Raw genomic sequence first — 19,528 nt, forward strand, 5'->3', positions numbered from 1 at the left:
GCCAAGCACGCGAGCAAGAGCAATGCTCATACTTCGCTGGTATGGCCCGACGCGGGTCGGTCTACACGGTGATTCCGTACTCCTTGATGTGGTGGTAGAGAGTGCTGCGACTGATGCCCAGGTAGTCGGCCGCGTGGGCCTTGTTCCCGTGGCATATCTCCATGGCTCGCATGATCGCGTCGCAACTCGCCTGCTGCCACGGTGTCATCTGCTTCGTCGTGGCCTTCATCCGCAAGGCGATCGGCAGATCAGTGACATCGATGAGAGTGCCCCGAGAGCGCTCCAGCGAGCGCAACACCCCTGCGAGTTCCCGGTGGTTGCCTGGCCATGAGTACGATTCCAGGACACGGGTGGCGTGAGGTGTGAAGCGGTACCGGACGCCAGGTCCCGCGACTTCATTGAGCAGATCGATGAGCTCGGAACGCTGATCGCGGAGAGCCGGCAGATCCAGACGATCTTCGAACAAGTCGAGCAAGCGGGCATTGTCAGCGTCCCCCGGTCTCGGGGCGGATGTGGCGGCTAGAACTCGCTGCGCCTGACCGACGAGCAGATTCTCGGTGAGGTTGCGGGCGGACTGGGGCAGTAAGTCGAGATTGTCGATCGTCAGCACTTCGCGACCGGGATCGTTGATCAACGACCGCAGTCTGTTCTCGACCTCGGTGGGATCATCGGTCCGCCCGTCGATCGCATGGCGAGCCCGCCCGCCAGCCGCGCCGGCCAATGCTGTGGTGCGACCACTACCCGGCTCACCCACGATCACGCCCGAGCGGCAGCTGTCTCGAATGTCGTCGACCCAGTTCTGCACCCGGCTCCAATAGCGCAGGCGGTCGGCAGTGCGAGGTACAGCCGGACGTTGACGAGCCTGTACACGGATCAGGACTCCATCGGCGCCGTCGATCGGCTCCATCTCGACACGGGCGGTGTTGCCACTGGTCAATTCGAGTTCCGTACGTGTGGCTGTCCGCACCCCGTCGGCCAGTTGCTGCAGGGCCGAGACGTCGGTTGCGGACAGAGTGCGAGCTGCCATCGAACTCTGCAGAACCATTGCCCGAGAGAGCGCCACGACGACTGCGGCGGGGTGCCGGGCCGCGTCCTCGAAGGCTCGGATCACTGACCGTGTGCTGCCACTCGAGGTGCTCCGAATGTTCCGTTCGATCTCCGCGATCGCCGTGTCGATGAACGGTCGCATCAGTCCCGATTCGGCTCCGGCGACACTCATGATGTCGAGTACGCCCATCAGTCGGCCGTTCAGCGGATTGAAGATCGGCCGGCCGTAGCAGCTGTAGCCGTGGAGATCTTGTACGTAATGCTCAACGCCGCGGACGAACAGTGGGCGCCGGGTCTCGAATGGGGTCGCCAGCGCGTTGGTGCCGGTTGTGTCTTCGCGCCACACAGCTCCCGGCGTTGCGCCGATCCTTTCGACCACGTGATCGATCTGGGCGCACCCGTTCACCGTGGTCAGGATCTCTGCTTGAGCGCCGATGAGCATGACGGACAAACGTTCGCCCTCGATCCCGGCGCACATACGGCGAAGCACGGGAGTTGCAGCGCGGAAGAGCCGGCTCCCCGTGTCGATGCCGTCAGTGGTCGGCGGATCCATCGGTTTGGACGGGTCGAGTCCGTACTGCTGAGACCTCATCCACGACGCGTGCAGCGCGCGGTCGGACCAGAGCGCTCCGCGCGATGTGAGTGTGACTGCGTCGTTATTGCTCATGGGGTCGGACCTCTCGCTATCCCGACTGGGAAGACCAGCGCATGCATACGCGATGGCCTGACATGCCGCCTGTTCCTGTGAGTTCCATCACTGGAGTTCAAAGCCAGTCTATCGAATGTTCTGCCGACGGAAACCGGCGATTTCAGGTGTACGGATACCGAACACATACGTGTGACGCAAGTCGCAACACTGAATCGTGTCGCTCTTCCCGGTACGCCGACCGGACCCGCCGTGGCTCTCACGAAGCGCTGTGCGAGGCGACCTCCACTGTGCCGGGTGGCACTCGAATCGAGAGGAATGCAATGACCTCAGTTACACCTCCAGCCACTGCTCTGACCTTCGATCTGGCGACGAAGAGGTACGGGCAGTTGATCAACGGGCGGCTCGTCGACGGAGCTTCCCAGGTGTCGGTGATCGACCCGGGGACGGCCCAGCAGGTCGCGACCACGCCGGCGGCATCGGTGGAACAACTCGATGACGCCGTGGAAGCGGCGAAGCGGGCGCTGCCAGGGTGGTCCGCGCTCAGCGTCGATGCGCGCGGTGCGATTCTGCATCGGATTGCCGACGTCCTCGTCGAGCACCACGAGAAACTCGCGCATCTGACCACCCTGGAACAGGGAAAGCCGATCGCGCAGGCGCGTGACGACGTCAGTTGGTCGATCGACTTCACTCGGTACTTCGCCGACTATCGACTGCCGAACGAAGTACTGCGTGACGACGAGAACGGCTACGTCGAACTGCGTCACCGACCGGTCGGTGTGGTCGGTGCGATCACTCCGTGGAATTTCCCGCTGTTCCAAGCGCTCTACAAGCTCGCTCCCGCATTGATCGTCGGAAACACGATGGTCCTGAAGCCGTCGCCGACCACTCCGCTGGCGACGATGCACTTCGCAGAACTCGTCCGCGACGTGATTCCGCCCGGCGTGTTCAACGTCGTCGGAGATGCCGGCGACCTCGGAGCCCACCTCACCGGGCATCCAGGCATCAACAAGGTGTCGTTCACCGGCTCAACGGCGACTGGCCGCCGTGTGATGGAGGCCTGCGGCCCCACTCTCAAGCGGCTCACCCTCGAACTCGGTGGCAACGACGCAGCGATCGTTCTCGACGACGCGGATGTCGAGAAGACCGCCGAAGGGCTGTGCACCTGGGCCTACGCCAATGCCGGACAGGTCTGCGTCTCGATCAAGAGGATCTATGCACCCTCGTCGATGTACGACCCGCTGGTGGAGGCCCTCGCTCGGCGAGTGTCGGAACTGACCGTCGGGCACGGCCTCGACGAGGACACTCGGCTGGGCCCGGTGCAGAATGCGGCGCAATACGAGAAGGCCCGCGCCAGCCTGGAGTTGGCACACGAGCACGGGACGGTCGTCGCCGGCGGCCACATGCTCGACCGGCCCGGTTACTACGTCGAACCGACGCTTCTCCGTGATGTCGACGAAGACAGCCCATTGGTCAGAGAAGAGACCTTTGCTCCGATCCGTTCGGTTCTCCGCTACGACGATCTCGAGGACGCGATCGACCGTGCCAACGACACGCCGTATGGCCTGGGGGCCTCTGTCTGGGGGACTGACACCGACCGAGCCGTCGCAGTCGCCGACCGCCTCGACGCCGGGACCAGCTGGATCAATCATCACTTCCAGCTGACCCCCGACGTGCCGTTCGGCGGAGTGAAGCAGTCAGGCCTCGGCGCGGAGTTCGGTCGCATCGGCGTCGAGGGATTCGTCGACGTCCACGTGGTGAACCTCAAGCGATCCTAGCCGGGTCGATACGCACCTACCCGTCCCTCCGAACGTGCCGCATGCGGTGCGGTCGGGCCGCATCCACCCATTAATCAGTCCCCACCACAAGGAGAAGTCATGAAAACTCTCGCAGCAGTCGTCGTAGAGCCCGGAAAGCCGATCGAGATCGAGGAACTCACGCTGGCCAAGCCGGGTCCGCACGAGGTCTTGATCCAGTACCAGTACGGCGGTCTCTGCCACTCGGACGTGCACATCGCGATCGGTGACACCATCGCCAGGCTGCCGATGGTGCTGGGTCACGAGGGTGCGGGAATCATCCAGGAGGTCGGCCCGGGCGTCACCCGCGTCAAGCCCGGCGACCACGTCATCTGTTCGTTCACCCCGGCCTGCGGCCGCTGCAAATACTGCGCCACCGGCCGGCAGTCGGTGTGCGACATGAACGCCGCGATGCTGGAAGGTCATCTGGAAGGGCCGCGTTGGCCCATCAGTGGTCCGCGCGGACAGTACGGTGCCATGTGCACCCTGGGCACTTTCAGCCAGTACAACGTGATCAACGAGTACTCCGTGGTGAAGGTCGACGACGATATTCCGCTCGACAAGGCCGTGCTCGTCGGTTGCGGCGTCCCTACGGGTTGGGGTTCGGCGGTGTACGCCGCGGACACCAAGCCCGGTGACATCGTGGTGATCTTCGGTATCGGAGGCATCGGCATCAACGCGGTGCAGGGCGCCAAGCACGCCGGTGCCGAGCACATCATCGTCATCGACCCGCTCCAGAACAAGCGGGACAAGGCCATCGAACTGGGCGCGACCCAAGCATTCGACAATGCCGCCGACGCGAAGCTAGCCGTTGATGAATTGACCAACGGCCAGGGCGCCGAGTCGGCCATCATCACGACGGATCTGATCACTGCGGAGCAGGTCAGTGCAGGATTCTCGATGATCGGGCGCTGCGGCACTCTCGTGCTCACCGCGTTGAACCGGATCGATGAGATCACGGTCAAGGTTCCCAGCACTGAGATGAGCTACTTCCGAAAGACGATCAAGGGCTCGCTGTTCGGTGACTGCAATCCCACGTACGACATCCCGAAGCTCGTCCGGATGTATGCCGACGGAAAGCTCAAGCTCGACGAACTCGTCACGAGGGAGTACAGCCTCGAGCAGGTCAATGAGGGCTACGACGACCTCCTCGCGGGCAAGAACATCCGCGGAATCATCAAGCACCAGCACTGACCGATCGCGCTGCGGCGCCGCGTCGTCGATCCCACTTCGATCGGCGGACGGCGCCGCAGCGGCGCACGCCAGAACCTTATGTGAGGAACCACCATGACACTCACCGTGAGCGAACTCGTCGGTGCGGCCGGCGGGGGTGCGCTCGGAGCAGCGCTGGGCGCAATCGGCGCCTTTTCGCTGATGGGCGTGATAGTCGTCGTCGCAACGCTGATGACAGCGATCAGTCCAGACGCCGAACTCGTCCAGAACCTGGCGTTCGGGCCCGTCTTCGGTCCGCACGTGATGTTCGCCGGCGGCGCCGCCGCTGCGGCGTATGCGGCGCACATCCGTCGTCACGAATCCGGCCGCGACATCGCCAAGCCGCTGATCACCTATGACGCGATGTCGATCATCGGGGTCGGGGCCGGCTTCGGAGTCGTAGGCCAACTGCTGGCCCGTGCAGTCGAGCAGCTCCCGACGTGGCATGCATCGGACGGTTCGGAGGTCGCATTGGTCGATTCGCTCGCGGTGAGTGTCGTGTTGACCGCGTTGATCGCCGCGGTGCTCTGGGCGCGTACGCCCGCGCCGGTGCGCCTCGAGTGGTTGCCCTGGCAGCACCGACTGTCGTCGGTGCTCGTCGTCGGCGCAGCCGGTGGGGCGATCGCCGGGTCGGTGTTTCTGGCATGGCCGCAGGACTCGCGGCCGATGGTCGGACTGTTTCTGTACGGCGCGTCTGCGGTGACCCTGTTGGCACTGGTGTTCGGCGCGGCGGTGCCGGTAACGCACCACATCACTCTCCCCGCGGCTCTGGCGGCAGGTGTTGCAGCAGCGCACACCGGCGAGTCCACGTGGATTCTGGTGTCGGCTGTGCTCACCGGCATCGTCTCGTCGCTTGTCGCCGAGGGCTGGGCTCGGCTGATACTGGAACGCTGCAGGATCCATCTCGATCCGCCCGCCTTCGCGATCGCGGTCATGGCGACGCTGTTGGCGTTGATCAAGATCGGGGTCGCGTGATGGGTCCGGCTCGGCCATTGCACGGGAAGGTCGGCGCGGACGATCTGCTGATCCTCCTCGCAGTCGCACGCAACGGTTCCATCACCGGCGCCGCGGCCCGCCTCGACGTCGATCACTCGACAGTGAGTCGACACATCGCGCGGATGGAGAGAAAGGTGGGACGGCGGCTGTTCGACCGATCACCGAACCGATGGCAGCTCACGGAGACGGGACGCCGGCTGCGGGCTATCGGAGAACGGATTGAACACAGCATCGACGATGCGGTCCGGGTCGTCGACTCAGACCCCGGGGACGGAGTGTGCGGACCCGTACGCCTCCTCACTCCCGATGCCTTCGGTTCGTACCTGGCCCCGCATGCGCTCGCATCGGCACTGCGCAAGCACGGATCGCTGCGGATCGAGTTGCTCACGTCGACCACCCAACTTGATCTGCGCAATTGCGAGTACGACGTCGCCGTCTCGTTGGAACCGCCTCCCTCGCGCGCGGTCGTCTCTCGGAGCCTGTGCACCTATTCCTTGGGGCTGTTCGCGTCCGTGGAGTACATGGCGACGCACGGTCCGATCGCCGGAATCGAGGATCTGCGGGCGCACCCTCTCGTCTACTACCTCGACGGCTGCCTCGATATCGCCGCTCTGCGAGTACTGGACGGCCTCCTGCCCGGCGTATGCCCGCGGGTGCAGTCGAACAGCGTCGGCGCTCAGATTCAGTCGGTCCTCGCCGGTCACGGCATCGGATTGCTTCCGAACTACGCCACCTCATTCCATCCGGGCCTCGTGCCCGTGCTGCCCGACTGTGTCGCGGTCGGACAGCAGTACTGGATCGTCGTGCCTTCGGCGGTTCAGCGGGCGCCCCACGTCCGCGTCGTCGTGGACGCCCTGATCGAGAGGCTGTCCGGGCATCTCGACCCCTCATCCGCGTCCCCTGGCCAAAGTCCCTTCACACAAGGAGTTCTCCTCAGCGATGTCCGAATATGACACTCTTACTCTCGCCGTCGGCGATGACCGCGTGGCCCTTCTGACTCTGAATCGGCCCACGGCGCTCAACGCGTTGAGCTCGCAGATGATGCGGGAATTCACCGAGGCTCTCGACGAGGTGACACGCGCTGACGCTCGCGTCCTGGTACTCACAGGGGCCGGGCGGGCGTTCGCCGCAGGCGCCGACATCGCCGAGATGCGCGATCGCACGTTCGGAGAGATGACCGACGCCGACCATCTCTCCGCTTGGGAGCGGCTCGCAGCACTGCGTATTCCCACGATCGGTGCGGTCAACGGGTTCGCGCTCGGTGGCGGTTGCGAGATCGCCATGATGTGCGATCTTCTGTTCGCCGGTGAGGGCGCTTCGTTCGGACAGCCCGAGATCGCACTCGGGATAATCCCCGGCATCGGCGGAACGCAGCGGCTGACTCGCGTGGTGGGCAAGCCACAGGCGATGGATCTGATCCTCACCGGGCGTCGGATAGATGCCGATGAGGCCTTCCGTCTGGGTCTGGTCAGCCGTGTGGTACCCGACGACGAGGTTCTCGACTCGGCGATGACCGCCGCACGTCAGATCGCCGGCTTCTCCTCGAGGGCGGTCCGGGCGGCCAAGGAATGCGTGCTGCGCGCTGATCAGACATCGCTCTCCGAAGGTCTCCTCTTCGAACGCCGGTGGTTCCACTCGTTGTTCGCATTCGCAGACCAGACAGAAGGCATGACAGCGTTCCTCGACAAGCGTCCGGCGAGGTTCAGTGATGACTGACAATCGTCCATCCCAGGGCAACGAGCCCGATCGATACACGCGCGCAGCCGCCGACGCGGCACACGACCTCGGCCAGTTCTGGTTATCGGCGGCGCGTGACATCGACTGGGAGAACCGGCCACGTGATCCGTTCCATGAGAGGACCGACGGCACCGCCGACTGGTTTCCCGGCGCGAGCATCAACACGGCCTACAACGCGCTCGATCGTCATGTCGCCGCAGGGAACGGTGACCGTGCTGCGCTCGTATATGTCTCACCGCTGACTGGCCGCGAAGAGACCATCACCTACGCACACCTGCTCGACGACGTCCGCCGTGCCGCGGGCGCGCTGAGCCGACTCGGGGTCGGCGTGGGAGATCGCGTCCTGGTCTACTTGCCGATGATCCCGGAGGCGGTGGTCACGATGCTGGCCTGCGCCCGACTGGGCGCGGTGCACGCGGTGGTCTTCGGGGGCTTCGGGTCCGCCGAACTGGCCGTACGGATCGACGATGCGCGGCCGACCGTGATCGTCACCGCGACCGGGGGCTTGGAGCCGGGACGAACGGTCCCGTACTTGCCGTTGCTCGATGCGGCGCTGGAGGAGGCCGGCCACTGTCCGCGGCACGTCATCGTCGTCGATCGGCCGGAAGTTCCTCCGCCCCCAGACAGGGTCGTCGTCTGGCCCGCGGACGAATGGGCCGAGCACGACTGGGGAGAGTTGCTGGCCTCGGCCGGACCAGTCGACCCGGTGCCGGTGCCCTCCGCGGCCCCGCTGTACATCCTCTATACGTCGGGCACCACTGGACTGCCGAAGGGAGTAGTCCGTGACAACGGTGGCCATGCGGTTGCCATGGCGTGGTGCATGCGTCATGTCTACGGCGTGGAGCCGGGGGACGTGGTCTTCGCCGCCAGCGACATCGGATGGGTGGTGGGCCACTCATTCATCGTCTACGGCCCCCTCATCGTGGGTGCGACGACTGTACTGTTCGAAGGCAAACCGGTGGGGACGCCCGACGCCGGTGCGTTCTGGGACATCGTCGAACGGTATCGGGTCAACGTGCTCCTCACCGCACCGACCGCGATGCGTGCTGTTCGGCGCGAGGACCCGAATGGAACCATGCTCGCCGAGCGCGATCTGTCCAGCCTGCGCGGCTTGTTCCTGGCCGGGGAGCGTCTCGATCCGGACACTCAGCGCTGGTTGGGTGAGGTGCAGTCGTCTCCGGTCATCAACAACTGGTGGCAGACCGAGACCGGATGGCCTGTGATATCGAATTTCCTCGGTCTGACGTACTACGAACCCCGTCCGGGTTCGTCGACCAAGCCCGTTCCCGGCTTCACTGTGGAGATCCTGGGACCCGACGGCGATCCGGTTCCCCAGGGCCGAGAAGGAGCAGTGTGTCTGCGTCTCCCGCTGCCTCCAGGCGCACTGATCGGCATATGGGGTGATGAGGGCCGACTGGCGCAGACCTATCTGACGGAACATCCCGGCTTCTACAGTTCCGGCGACGGAGGCTGTATCGACGCCGATGGTTACGTCTACATCTTGGGCCGGACCGACGATGTCATGAACGTCGCCGGCCATCGAATGTCGTCCGGGCAGATAGAGGCCGCGATCTCAGAGCACCCTGGTGTGGCCGAGTGCGCGGTCGTCGGAGTCCGCGACGAGCTGAAGGGTCAGCGCCCGCACGCGATTCTGGTGCCGGCCATCGACTACACGGACCGGACAGGCGAATTGCAGAGTGATGTTGCGACGCTGGTGCGCAACAGAGTCGGTCCGATCGCATCGCTCGGCGGAGTCCACGTAGTCGGCGCACTCCCGAAGACCCGGTCGGGCAAGATCGTTCGCCGCTGCCTTCGCCAGCTACTCGACGGCGCAGATCCAGATGTCCCACCCACGATCGAGAACCCGGCCGTCGTCGCCGATCTCGTACGAATTCTCGATACGCGGCGCGCGAATGACCCAGCACGCCGCGGCAACACCTAATTCCAGGAGGAATACATGTCCACTTTCCAGGCCCTCACGGCCGTTCTCGACGAGGACTCGATCCGCGCAGAGTTCGCCGACCGCGAGCGGCAGCCCCTTAGTCCAGGCGACCTGCGTCTCGAGATCGCCTATTCGAGTGTGAACTTCAAAGACGCTCTCGCATTCGCGCCTCGCGGGGGAGTGGTCCGCAACTACCCGATCGTCCCGGGAATCGATATCGCAGGTGTGGTCACCGAGTCGGCGTCACCAGACTTCGCGGTCGGCGACCACGTGATCGCCCATGGTTACGAGATCGGCACCGCTCGCGATGGTGGTTACGCTCAGGAATCTGTGGTTCCGGCCGACTGGGCGGTGAAGCTGGAGACCCTGACATTGCGCGAGGCCGCCACGATCGGCACCGCGGGTTTCACTGCTGCGATGAGCGTTGCCGCAATTCTCGACTGGGGCGTCGCGCCTGCTTCGGGGCCGGTGATTGTCACCGGCGCCACCGGTGGAGTGGGTTCGGCGAGTATCGATCTGCTGGCCGCAAAGGGATTCGACGTGGTCGCGTCGACGGGGAAGTCGACAGAGGCAGACCGTTTGCGCGCATACGGCGCGAGTGAGGTCATCGGTCGTCTGCCCTTGGATCCGGACGCTAAGCCGCGCCCCCTCGGCCGTGCGCGGTGGGCCGCGGCGGTGGACTGCGTCGGGGGCGCCACGCTGGCCGACATTCTCAGTACCACTCACTACGGAGGCGTGGTCGCGGCCAGCGGACTGACGGGCGGCGCCCAGCTCAGTACCACGGTCATGCCGTTCATTCTGCGCGGAGTCGGCCTTCTCGGCATCGACTCGGTGCAGATGCCGATCGATCGTCGGCGTGCACTGTGGCGTCGGATCGAAACCGAATTGAAGCCGCGCAACCTGGACTCGATCGGAGTCGGTGTGCACATCGGGGAAGTGCCGGACGTCGTCGAACGCCTGCGTCGAGGTGAGTTCACCGGACGCGCGGTGATCGACATGAGCCGGGGGTGGCCGTGATGGAACTGCTGAACGCATCGGTACCGCGCCTGGAGCCCGGTCGGGTGAAAGTGCGCGCCGCACGCCGTGGCGAGTTGCTCGAGGGCGACGGACTGCTGTCGTGGTTCGTCAGCCAGGACGGAAGCATCTCCCTGGTACACAACTTCACCCCGACCACCCTCCGTGACGACACGCTGGTGGGCGCGCTCTCCTCGTTGGTCGACATCGGGGCTCTGGCGGGACAGGCCGAGTTCGAAGCGGCGGCCGTGGAGATCATCCAGACGTCCGGCCCTACGGCGTCGCAAGGATGGAAGGCCTTCTACGACAACACCCTTCGCAGTCTCAGTGACGGCACAGCGGCCTTCGCACCGATCCACCGACGTGCGCGGTCGCTCGTCGAGGGCGAATCGGTTCTCGAGGTCGGCAGTTGCTTCGGCTTTCTCGCTATCCAGTTCGCGCGGGACGGCAGAGCCGTCTCCGCATGCGATGTGAGTCCCGGTGCGATCTCGTTGTTGGACGACGCGTCGCGTCGGTACGGGCTGAGCGTGAACTGTGAAGTCGCAGACGCGACTGCACTGCCTTATCCGAGCGCGAGCGTCGACACGGTGACTCTGATCCACCTCCTCGAGCACCTGGAGTCGGCAGAGGTGCTCGCCGCGGTCTCCGAGGCCCTCCGAGTCGCTCGCCGCACGGTGGTCATTGCGGTGCCTCTCGAAGAGACGCCGAGCGAGCACTTCGGTCACCGGCAACGGGTCACGATGGAGACGCTTCATTCGTGGGCAGATCAGGTCGCACACGCAGGAGCGGAGGTATTCGCCGATCATGGCGGCTGGTTGGTGCTGAGGCCTGTTTCGGAACCAGTCCAGTCCTGACAGTCCTCCGGCCGGCCTAACGGCGACCGAGCACGATCAAGTCGAACTCGCTTCGGGTCTCCCGCGGCAACTGGGCGTTCCGGATCGCGGATTCGACGATCGCGTCGCACAGATCCTTGAGCTTGATGTTCTCCTGTTGTGATCGCCAGCGCAGCACGTCGAAGGCGTGCTCGGCGGTGACCCCGTAGACCACCATCAGCATCCCCTTGGCCTGCTCGATGGTGGCGTGCGACTGCCGGAAGTCTTCGATGTGCGCGGCCACCTCGGCGCGGACGGTCTCGTCGGGAACGGTGACGTCGACGTAGTAGCCCTCCGTGCCGATCGGAGTTCCCGACCCGCCGTCGAAGGTACGGCCGATCACGGTCACATCATGGACTCGCCCCTGCACGTCGATGATTCGGTGGCGGCTGGACAGGTGCGTGTGTTCCCGGTGCACCCGGGTCAGTTGGTATTCGAAGGCACCGCGGTCGTCGGGGTGCTTATGACTGATGATGAGTTCCGTGGTCGGTTTCACGCTGCCGGGCCGATAACCGTGCATGCGAGCCACCTCGTCGGACCATTCCCATTCGTCGGTCGCGAACAGATACCGGAAACTGCCGACCCGGGAGTCCTGGGAGTGCTCAGTGGTGTCCCCGGTCATCACAGCCCCTTCTCGGGTTGCGGTCCGCGCACGCACGAAGCGTTTGGCGACCCAATCATTCGGATGCGAACGATGTGAGTTCAACATCTACCACGCGGACGGGGCTCGTACCCGGCGTCGGCGTCAGTCGGCGCCGGGGCGGACCGTCACGACGTCGTCGTCGACGGAGACGACGTCGCACCACGGGATCAGCCGGGACCCGCGCTCGCGCCACCTCAAGAGCCGCGCGATGATCGACGGCCGCACGCCGTCGAACCGGTACGAGCCGAAGAACGAGGCTCGAGGCCGCCGGCCGACGACGAGTCCGGCGATCAGCAATGCGCCGCCGTCGTCCTCCCGCAGGCGCACATCCATCACCTGTCCGATCGATCGGCCGTCGCACCGGACCTGCGCGCCGAGGAGTGTCGAGGCCCTCATCGCCGGCCTCCGGAGCCGGGGATGCGGGAGACGATCTGATCGCGGAACCACCGCTCGGGCCAATTCGAGAGCAGGTCCTCTCCGCTGCCGGTCAGCTCGACCGTCACTCCCACGTCGGCGATCGCCTCCGCCGGGATCGATTCCAGCGCGGTGGTGTCCGGTGTTTGCGCCACCAGCCGGTCGAGCAGGGCCCGCCCGGTGAGCAGGGCCACCACTCGTGGCGTCTGCCCACCGGGCGACATGTCGAACTCCACGTCGTCGACCACACCCACCGGCACGCCGTCACAGTCGATGATCTGGCGATCGAGGAGATGCACCCGTAGATCGAGGGTGCGTTCGGAGTCCGTCATCGGCCCGCTCCCGTCGCGATCATCAACGGGATCGCCGCCGCCGACGCCACGAGGACGACGCCGAGGAAGATCAGGCCGAAGAAGTTGGTGACCCGGCCGTTCACTTGGTCGCCCATGTACTCGGGATCGTTGGCCACCACGAGGATCGGCAGATAGGTCAGCGGCAGTGCCACCGCGGAGAAGACCACCGAGTACTCGGTGACGGCGATCGGATCGACGCCGGTGGCGAGAATCGCCGCGGCGATGAGGATGAACACGCCGATGGTCACGTGGAATCGGGCGGCCTCGCGCGGCGGGCGGGACGCCCCCCACGACCACCCGGCGTACTGGGCCAGTGCGTAACCGGTCGACAGGGCCGTCTCGAGTGCGGCGCCAGTGGTCGCTGCGAGGATTCCGACCAGCGCGAAGCCGACTGCGACCAGGCCCCCGGCCTGCGCCACCGGAAGCATCAGTGCCGACAGGGAGTCGACCTCGACCGACATCGGCTGGAAGGCCACCGCAGTGACACCCATGATCGCGAGGGCGCCGAGACCGCCGAGCGGGAATCCGACGAAGACGTTCAGCCGCATGCGCCGCAAGTCGCGGGCTCCCCAGCGTTCCTCGACACCGCCCGACGAGAAGAAGAAGACTTCGTACGGTGTCATCGCGGCGCCGAACAGCGCGATGGCGTAGTACCAGTACGTCGGAACCGTCTCGTCCTGCGGCACGGCGGGAACCAGATCGCCGGCGAGCTCCGGCGCCGGCCGCAACAGGAAGAAGACGACGGCGAAGACCATCAGGAACAGTCCGAGCAGACCGGTGACGTTCTCCATCGCCGAATACTTCGCTCGCCAGAGGATGATCCAGACCCCGAAGGCTGCGACCGGGATCCAGAGGAAGGGCGCCACACCGCTGACCAGCTGCAGAACCAGCGCGATGCCGCCCAGTTCGGCCGTGAGTGTGAGACCGGTGACCGCCAGCGAGGCGAGCAGGTTGAGCCCGCCGACTCGAGGTCCGAGCCGCTCGCGAATGATCTCGAACGTCGCCCGGCCGCTGCACGCCACCACTCGCCCCGACATCTCGGCGAACAGGATGATGCCGACCACGCCCACCGGAACCACCCACGCGAGAGACAGACCGAACCGCGAGCCGACCACTCCGTCGGTGACGATGTCGCCGATGTCGAGAAACCCACCGATCGCGGTGAGGATCCCGAGTGACGCGGACGTGATGCGAATCTTGTTCTGCTGCAACATCATCGACCACCACTGACGTCTTCGGACAGCGTGTCGAGGCCGGATGCGACCCGCTCGAGTCGACGTTGCGCGGACTTCGCGGCGGCGGATCCCGGGTCGCCGAGCAGCACGCCGCGAGCCGCCACCGCGGCTTCGACCGACGAGGCCAGAGCCGCGTGCACTCGCGCCCGGACCCGTTCGTCATCGGCCGACTCGACCTTCAGCGCGACGATGATCCCCTGGGCTTCGAGCGCATGCGAGACGGCGTCGTCGAGCACGACGCGGGCGGTGGGGCGCAGCAGGTTCCGCTGATTCCACTCGTTGATTCCCCAGGCTGCGGTCAGCACCGCCGACCTCGAGCTGCGCAGCGATTCGGCGAACTCACCCGCCGGTCCTCCCGGAGCACTGGCGCAGGCGCAGATCCCTACCGCGGTCACGATCGCGCAGACGGCTGCCACCGTGCGCCGCGCAGTCCTCCGCCGTCGTGACGGCGTACCGGTCACCGGCACCCGTTCAGGCGATCTGGGTGCGCAGCTGACCCAGCGAGGACGCCAGAAGACGAGAGACGTGCATCTGAGAGATACCCATTCGGCGCGCGATGTCGCTTTGTGAACGACGCTCGAAGAACCTCATGCCGACGATCCGCCGGTTCCGTTCGGGGAGGCGGCGCAAGGCCGGCCGGAGAGTGAGCGAGCGTTCCACTTGCTCGTAGCCGGGCTCGTCGGAGCCGACCGTCTCGAGCAGCGAGCGTGCGTCGTCGGTACCCGACGTGCTGCCGTCGAGAGAGACGGTGGACTGCGCGGCCGACGCGGCCTGCGCACGTCGTACAGCGGACTCCGGCTCGTCGAGCGCCTCGGCGATCTCGGCGACGCCGGGCATGCGTCCGTGGGCCTGGGCGAAGGACTCCTCGGCCTCCCTGATTCGGCTGCGGAGTTCACCGGCGCTGCGTGGAATCCGGATCGACGCCGATCGGTCGCGGAAGTGGCGTCGCACCTCGCCGGTGATGGTCGGTACCGCGAAGGACAGGAAGTCGGTCCCCATCGAGGGATCGAATCGGTCCACCGCGTGCACCAGCCCCAGGCGCGCCACCTGGATCAGGTCGTCCATCGACTCTCCGCGTTCGCGGTACCGCTGGGCGATGTGTCCGGCCAGCGGCAGACAGGCTTCGATCGCCTCGTCGCGGAGACGGTCGTTCCGCGGGTCGGTGACGGGGATGTCCGCGCGTCGGCGCAGAAGTTCACGGACACGGTGGTACTCGTCGGTCATCTGCTGAGCTCCTTTGATCGCACTCTCGCCGTCGCGCGGCGGGTCCGAAAAAGGAGCGGCCGCGCGCGGCGGATCGGAGAGTTCTTGCTCGACGAGAGCGGGAGAATCCGCCGCTCAATCGTCTGCGGGAACCCGGCTGTGCGTTCAACCGAGTGATATCGACCCTACCGACCGGGCAGGTCCGCGACAACCGCTTGAAGGGATCAATCCTTCTTTCGCGCCGAACGCGTCGCCTTGCGGTTCGCCTTCTCGATGGCGTCGACGAGTTCCGCCTTCCGCATACGCGACCGACCCCGGATGTCGAGCTTGCGGGCGACGTTCATCAGATGCTCCTTGGTGGCCTTGGTGTCCACTCCGCCGGCGCTCTTGCCCGATGGATTGGGCCCGCCGCTCTCGTCGCGGGAGTCGGACGGTCCGCGCCTGCTCTTGGCCTCCCAGTGGTCGCCGACCTTCTCGAACGAGTGCTTCAGCGCGCTGTAGGCCACCCGATGCGCTCGCTCTTCCGAGCCGTACTCCTCGAGCGCCGCATCATGGGCCTCGGCGAAGGTGCGCTGAGCCTTGGCGGGCGATCGTTTGATCGTGTCGGGGAGTTCGGACTTCTTCGGTCGGTTCTTCTCATCGGTCTTGGGCATGACCGTCACCTTCCTCTCGGATCAGCCGGGCAGTGTCTCGCCGCCGGTGGGCGCGAGAACCTCTCCCGTGTAGTACGACGACAAGCGGTCTGCGGCGAAGAAGACGTACGAGGGCGCGATCTCATCCGGCTCCGCGGCGCGGCCGTACGGGGCCTGCTCGCCGAACCCCTCGACCTGGTCGGGAGGCATGGTGGCCGGGATCAGCGGTGTCCAGACGGGACCGGGCGCGACGCAGTTCACCCGGATCTCGCGATCGAGCAGGGCCTGCGCGAGCGAGAAGGTGAGGGCGTGCACTGCGCCCTTCGCGGCCGAATAATCGATGAGCTTGCGGTTTCCCCGCAGACCGTTGATCGAGCCGGTGTTCACCACCGTCCCGCCCGGCGTCAGATGCTCGAGAGCCGCATGAGTGGTGTGGAAGACGGCCGCGACGTCGACGGCGAAGGTACGGTTCCACTGCTCTGCAGTCAGCTCCGCGAAATCGTCCACCACCGTCTGAGTGCCCGCGTTGTTCACCAGCAGGTCCAGGCCGCCGAGGGCGTCGACGGTGCCGTCGACGATCCGGCGGCATTCGGCGGCCTCGCCCAGATCGGCTCGCAGGGCGACGGCGCGTCGTCCGGTCTGTTCGACCAACGCGACGGTGTGCTCCGCGTCCGCGTCCTCAGACAGGTAGGCGATCGCGACGTCGGCGCCCTCCTTCGCGAAGGCGACGGCCACCGCGCGTCCGATGCCCGAGTCGCCGCCGGTGACCAGTGCGCGCCGGCCCTCGAGCAGACCGCTCCCGACATAGCCGCGCATCTCGTCCTTCGGCTGCGGATCCATGTCCGCGGTGTCGCCGGGATACGCGATGTTCTGCCGCGGCGCGCCCGCGCCGCTGCGTTCGGTGCTTGCGTTCATGGTCGAGGCTTCCCGGTACGCCCGCTTCTGAAACATTCGCCAGTGAGCCCGACGGTACTCGGCCGCCGCCGTCGGATCCGCGGAATCGCGGGTACGTCGAACGGCCGACACGTACCGTCGACGAACATGAGATCGGGTATTCGCGGAACACTGGCGGGCCGAATCTTCGTGCTGGTGGCGCTGGTGGGGAGGGCCCTGGCGCTCGTGCCGGGGACCACTCGGGCGGCGCCGTCGAACTCGGCGGGTTCGGTGATCGACGTGGTGACCCGACCGCCCGGCTGGCGCGGTCTCCAGAACGGCCGCGCCATCGACTACTGGACTCAGGACCCGCAGGGACGACCGGTACCGACCAGCGGCGCACTGTTCGTACCGGCCGGACCGGCGCCGAAGGGCGGCTGGCCGGTGGTGGCGTACACGCACGGCACCTCCGGATACGGTCCCGGCTGCGGAGGCCAGAGCGCACCGGACGCCGAGCCGAATCGGTACATCACCCGCCTCGTGCACTCCGGCTACGCCGTGGTCGCCACCGACTACGTGGGCTTGGGCCGCTTCGATACAGGCGTTCACCCATACCTGAACACTCGCAGTGAGTCCGCCGCGACCATCGACATGCTGCGCGCGGCCCGCAGCGTGGAACCCACGCTCTCGAACCGCTGGGCCGTGACGGGCGATTCGCAGGGTGGCCAGGCCGCACTGGCGACCGCGCATCGACAGCGGTGGTACGGCCCGCGCACGGACTTCCGCGGCACCGTCTCCCTCGATCCGGAGTCGGACGTCGAGAAGGTCATGCCCTTCCTCGGCCCGTACATCCCGGCGATGCCGACACCGCTGAACGGCTCGTACAACTTCCTGCTCGCGATTCTCGCGGGCCTGCGAGCGGCCGACCCCGCTGCGGACGTGAACACCTATCTCACCCCGAAGGGGGAGGCGCTCGTCGATCAGGTCGGCCGGACATGCGACGGTCCGGCCGTCGACCCGGGGATCGCCTTCGGTTCGCTGCTGTCGCGGCCGCTGGGCACCGGGCCGCTGGCACCCGCGCTGATGAAGTACATGGCGGTGCCGGTGTCGGAATACGACGCGCCGATACTGCTCCTGCTCAACACTCGGGACACCACCGTGCCGTCACCGCTGCACGCCAAGCTCGCGGCGGACTTCGCACTCAATCGAGTCGATTACCGAATGGTGGTGGGCAACGGCTCACACACCGACATGGACGCCGCCCAGTGGGCAGCGTTCGACCGCTTCTTCGCGACTCACTTGAAGTGAGTCTGAGTCAGATCAGAATCCACAGGTACGCGAGCAGGCCCAGGACCACGAAGACGATCCACAGCCATCCGATGATGATGGCGGCGGTCGCGAACTCGCGGCCGAGCTGCCGCTTCGCATCGATCTGCCTGCGGGTCTTGTAGCCCAGCCAGATGCCGACCGGCGACAGCAGACCGATCGCGGACAGGACGAAGGCGATCACCGCGTTCCAGTTCAACGGGGCGGCGACTGACGATCGAGCGGTCGATGCGTTGGTCACGGGCTGGGAGTCCTTGTCGGTGACGGGCGACGGCTTGGCCGGTGCGGGCGCGCCGGCCGCCGGAAGGGCGGTGGTGGGGTCGGGTCGCTGCTGATCACCGACCGCCGAGTAAGCGAGTGCGGGTCCCGCACCGGGGCGTTGACCGCCGGTGGGGGGAAGAGGGCTGTTCGGCGGCGGAGAGCCCGCCGGCCGTTGCTGCGCCGGAGGCGGGGGAACGCTGCCCGGCCGGGGCGGTGCCGCGCTCGGAGACGGACCTCCCGGCCGGGCCGCCGACGGCGCCGGACTGCCGGTGGGCCGGACCGTCGGCGGTGGCGTGGGCGCCTGCGGAGTGGGGGTCGGTGCACTTGCGTGACTCGGCCGCCCCGGCGGGCCGGCGGGAGCGGGTCGCTGCCCGGGTGCCGTGTTGGGGGCGACCGGCGGCTTCTCCCACGGCGCGGCCTGCCGGCCGGGCTGCGGGGTCGGCGGTGCCGGGGGCGTCGAACCCGGTCCCGGAGCGGGATTCGGGCTCTGATCGCGCGAGTCGTCGGAAGTCACGATCTACAAATTACCTGTCGGCGGTCAGTCACCGCTCCCGCGCACGTCTTCGATACGCGGTACCGCGGCGGCGACGGGCGGATGCGCGGTCCGCGACCGACGCAGCACCACGGTGATGGCGGTCAGCAGGAGAAGCAGCGTGGATGCGAGGGCGACCAGGAGTTTGTTCGGCATCCGTCCAGCGTGCCAGGAGGCACCCGGTGCACGCCACTGCCGGTCACGGTCGGCGCCGACGTGGTTTCATGGAGCGTGTGAGTGAGCAGAACAAGACCGCGACCCTGCACACCAATCGCGGCGACATCGTCATCGAACTCTTCCCCAACCACGCGCCCGTGACCGTCGAGAACTTCGTCGGGCTGGCCGACGGCTCCAAGGAGTACTCCACCCAGAACGCGAAGGGCGGCACCAGCGGGCCGTTCTACGACGGGGCCGTCTTCCACCGCGTGATCGACGGCTTCATGATCCAGGGCGGCGACCCGACCGGCACCGGCCGCGGCGGCCCGGGCTACCAGTTCAAGGACGAGTTCCACCCGGAGCTCCAGTTCGACCGCCCGTACCTGCTCGCGATGGCCAACGCGGGACCCGGCACCAACGGCTCGCAGTTCTTCATCACCGTCGGCCCGACCCCGCACCTGAACCGTCGCCACACCATCTTCGGCGAGGTCAAGGACCCGGCGTCGCAGGCCGTCGTCGACGCGATCGCGACCACCGCGACCGACCGCATGGACCGTCCGGTCGACGCCGTCGTGATCGAGAGCGTCGAGCTCAGCTGAACTTGACCCAGACCTGTTACCGGCACCCCGACCGCCCGA

At 66.5% G+C, this 19,528-nt stretch carries 21 protein-coding genes; 10 read left to right on the forward strand and 11 right to left on the reverse strand.

Features of this window, described 5'->3' with window-relative positions; genetic code table 11:
* Window positions 1-61: 61 nt before the first annotated feature.
* On the reverse strand, window positions 62-1,714 hold the full coding sequence (locus GSI01S_RS11780; RefSeq protein WP_006896786.1) for a sigma-54-dependent Fis family transcriptional regulator: 1,653 nt from the start codon (window positions 1,712-1,714) through the stop codon (window positions 62-64).
* 302 nt (window positions 1,715-2,016) lie between these two features.
* On the opposite strand from GSI01S_RS11780, the gene GSI01S_RS11785 reads away from it, so the two are divergent.
* The 8 genes from GSI01S_RS11785 (at window position 2,017) to mftM (ending at window position 11,244) form a co-directional block, all read left to right on the forward strand.
* Window positions 2,017-3,471, forward strand: a complete 1,455-nt coding sequence (locus GSI01S_RS11785) for an aldehyde dehydrogenase family protein (RefSeq protein WP_006896787.1) — start codon at window positions 2,017-2,019, stop codon at window positions 3,469-3,471.
* A gap of 99 nt (window positions 3,472-3,570) precedes the next feature.
* Window positions 3,571-4,683, forward strand: a complete 1,113-nt coding sequence (locus tag GSI01S_RS11790; protein WP_006896788.1) for an NDMA-dependent alcohol dehydrogenase — start codon at window positions 3,571-3,573, stop codon at window positions 4,681-4,683.
* Between the two features lie 93 nt (window positions 4,684-4,776).
* Window positions 4,777-5,676, forward strand: coding sequence for a DUF7973 family transport facilitator (locus GSI01S_RS11795; protein ID WP_006896789.1), 900 nt, complete (start codon window positions 4,777-4,779; stop codon window positions 5,674-5,676).
* A complete protein-coding gene (locus GSI01S_RS11800; RefSeq protein WP_006896790.1) occupies window positions 5,676-6,650 on the forward strand; it encodes a LysR family transcriptional regulator in 975 nt (324 codons plus the stop codon). The genes GSI01S_RS11795 and GSI01S_RS11800 overlap by 1 nt, the downstream gene beginning before the upstream one ends.
* Complete coding sequence (locus GSI01S_RS11805; protein WP_006896791.1) at window positions 6,637-7,413, forward strand: enoyl-CoA hydratase-related protein; 777 nt, start codon at window positions 6,637-6,639, stop codon at window positions 7,411-7,413. The genes GSI01S_RS11800 and GSI01S_RS11805 overlap by 14 nt, the downstream gene beginning before the upstream one ends.
* Window positions 7,406-9,376, forward strand: a complete 1,971-nt coding sequence (locus tag GSI01S_RS11810; RefSeq protein WP_006896792.1) for an AMP-binding protein — start codon at window positions 7,406-7,408, stop codon at window positions 9,374-9,376. Before GSI01S_RS11805 ends, GSI01S_RS11810 begins: the two co-directional genes overlap by 8 nt.
* A 15-nt stretch (window positions 9,377-9,391) precedes the next feature.
* The gene (locus tag GSI01S_RS11815; protein WP_006896793.1) at window positions 9,392-10,393 is read left to right on the forward strand and encodes an acrylyl-CoA reductase family protein; all 1,002 of its coding nucleotides are present in this window, start codon (window positions 9,392-9,394) and stop codon (window positions 10,391-10,393) included.
* Window positions 10,384-11,244 carry a mycofactocin oligosaccharide methyltransferase MftM gene (mftM, locus tag GSI01S_RS11820; RefSeq protein ID WP_006896794.1) on the forward strand — a complete coding sequence of 287 codons (861 nt, stop codon included), beginning with the start codon at window positions 10,384-10,386 and terminating at the stop codon, window positions 11,242-11,244. Before GSI01S_RS11815 ends, mftM begins: the two co-directional genes overlap by 10 nt.
* Before the next feature lie 16 nt (window positions 11,245-11,260).
* On the opposite strand, the gene GSI01S_RS11825 is transcribed toward mftM, so the two are convergent.
* From GSI01S_RS11825 to GSI01S_RS11860, 8 genes are all read right to left on the reverse strand, one after another.
* On the reverse strand, window positions 11,261-11,884 hold the full coding sequence (locus GSI01S_RS11825; RefSeq protein WP_006896795.1) for a PAS and ANTAR domain-containing protein: 624 nt from the start codon (window positions 11,882-11,884) through the stop codon (window positions 11,261-11,263).
* A 123-nt stretch (window positions 11,885-12,007) separates the two neighbouring features.
* Window positions 12,008-12,301: a hypothetical protein gene (locus GSI01S_RS11830; RefSeq protein WP_039867573.1), complete on the reverse strand. Its 294-nt coding sequence runs from the start codon at window positions 12,299-12,301 to the stop codon at window positions 12,008-12,010.
* The gene (locus tag GSI01S_RS11835; RefSeq protein ID WP_006896797.1) at window positions 12,298-12,651 is read right to left on the reverse strand and encodes a hypothetical protein; all 354 of its coding nucleotides are present in this window, start codon (window positions 12,649-12,651) and stop codon (window positions 12,298-12,300) included. Before GSI01S_RS11835 ends, GSI01S_RS11830 begins: the two co-directional genes overlap by 4 nt.
* Window positions 12,648-13,886 carry an NRAMP family divalent metal transporter gene (locus tag GSI01S_RS11840; protein WP_006896798.1) on the reverse strand — a complete coding sequence of 413 codons (1,239 nt, stop codon included), beginning with the start codon at window positions 13,884-13,886 and terminating at the stop codon, window positions 12,648-12,650. The genes GSI01S_RS11835 and GSI01S_RS11840 overlap by 4 nt, the downstream gene beginning before the upstream one ends.
* The gene (locus GSI01S_RS11845) at window positions 13,886-14,323 is read right to left on the reverse strand and encodes a hypothetical protein (RefSeq protein WP_039867574.1); all 438 of its coding nucleotides are present in this window, start codon (window positions 14,321-14,323) and stop codon (window positions 13,886-13,888) included. The genes GSI01S_RS11840 and GSI01S_RS11845 overlap by 1 nt, the downstream gene beginning before the upstream one ends.
* A 55-nt stretch (window positions 14,324-14,378) precedes the next feature.
* Complete coding sequence (locus tag GSI01S_RS11850) at window positions 14,379-15,131, reverse strand: SigB/SigF/SigG family RNA polymerase sigma factor (RefSeq protein ID WP_006896800.1); 753 nt, start codon at window positions 15,129-15,131, stop codon at window positions 14,379-14,381.
* Window positions 15,132-15,334: 203 nt separating this feature from the next.
* Entirely contained in the window at window positions 15,335-15,763 is a 429-nt protein-coding gene (locus GSI01S_RS11855; protein ID WP_006896801.1) for a ChaB family protein, read from the reverse strand.
* A gap of 21 nt (window positions 15,764-15,784) precedes the next feature.
* Window positions 15,785-16,657 (reverse strand): SDR family oxidoreductase, encoded by an 873-nt coding sequence (locus GSI01S_RS11860; protein WP_006896802.1) that lies wholly within the window; start codon window positions 16,655-16,657, stop codon window positions 15,785-15,787.
* A 126-nt stretch (window positions 16,658-16,783) separates the two neighbouring features.
* Between GSI01S_RS11860 and GSI01S_RS11865 the strand changes: the two genes are divergently transcribed.
* Window positions 16,784-17,923 (forward strand): alpha/beta hydrolase family protein, encoded by a 1,140-nt coding sequence (locus GSI01S_RS11865; protein WP_006896803.1) that lies wholly within the window; start codon window positions 16,784-16,786, stop codon window positions 17,921-17,923.
* 7 nt (window positions 17,924-17,930) lie between these two features.
* Here GSI01S_RS11865 and GSI01S_RS20515 read toward each other — a convergent pair whose 3' ends face one another.
* Both GSI01S_RS20515 and GSI01S_RS20315 read right to left on the reverse strand, forming a co-directional pair.
* Window positions 17,931-18,716, reverse strand: coding sequence for a DUF4190 domain-containing protein (locus GSI01S_RS20515; RefSeq protein ID WP_157225326.1), 786 nt, complete (start codon window positions 18,714-18,716; stop codon window positions 17,931-17,933).
* A gap of 24 nt (window positions 18,717-18,740) precedes the next feature.
* Complete coding sequence (locus tag GSI01S_RS20315; RefSeq protein WP_169317717.1) at window positions 18,741-18,890, reverse strand: hypothetical protein; 150 nt, start codon at window positions 18,888-18,890, stop codon at window positions 18,741-18,743.
* Between the two features lie 68 nt (window positions 18,891-18,958).
* Here GSI01S_RS20315 and GSI01S_RS11875 point away from each other — a divergent pair, with 68 nt between their 5' ends.
* Complete coding sequence (locus GSI01S_RS11875; RefSeq protein ID WP_006896805.1) at window positions 18,959-19,489, forward strand: peptidylprolyl isomerase; 531 nt, start codon at window positions 18,959-18,961, stop codon at window positions 19,487-19,489.
* Window positions 19,490-19,528: the final 39 nt, after the last annotated feature.

The sequence above is a fragment of the Gordonia sihwensis NBRC 108236 genome (assembly GCF_000333035.1).
Classification (GTDB): domain Bacteria; phylum Actinomycetota; class Actinomycetes; order Mycobacteriales; family Mycobacteriaceae; genus Gordonia; species Gordonia sihwensis.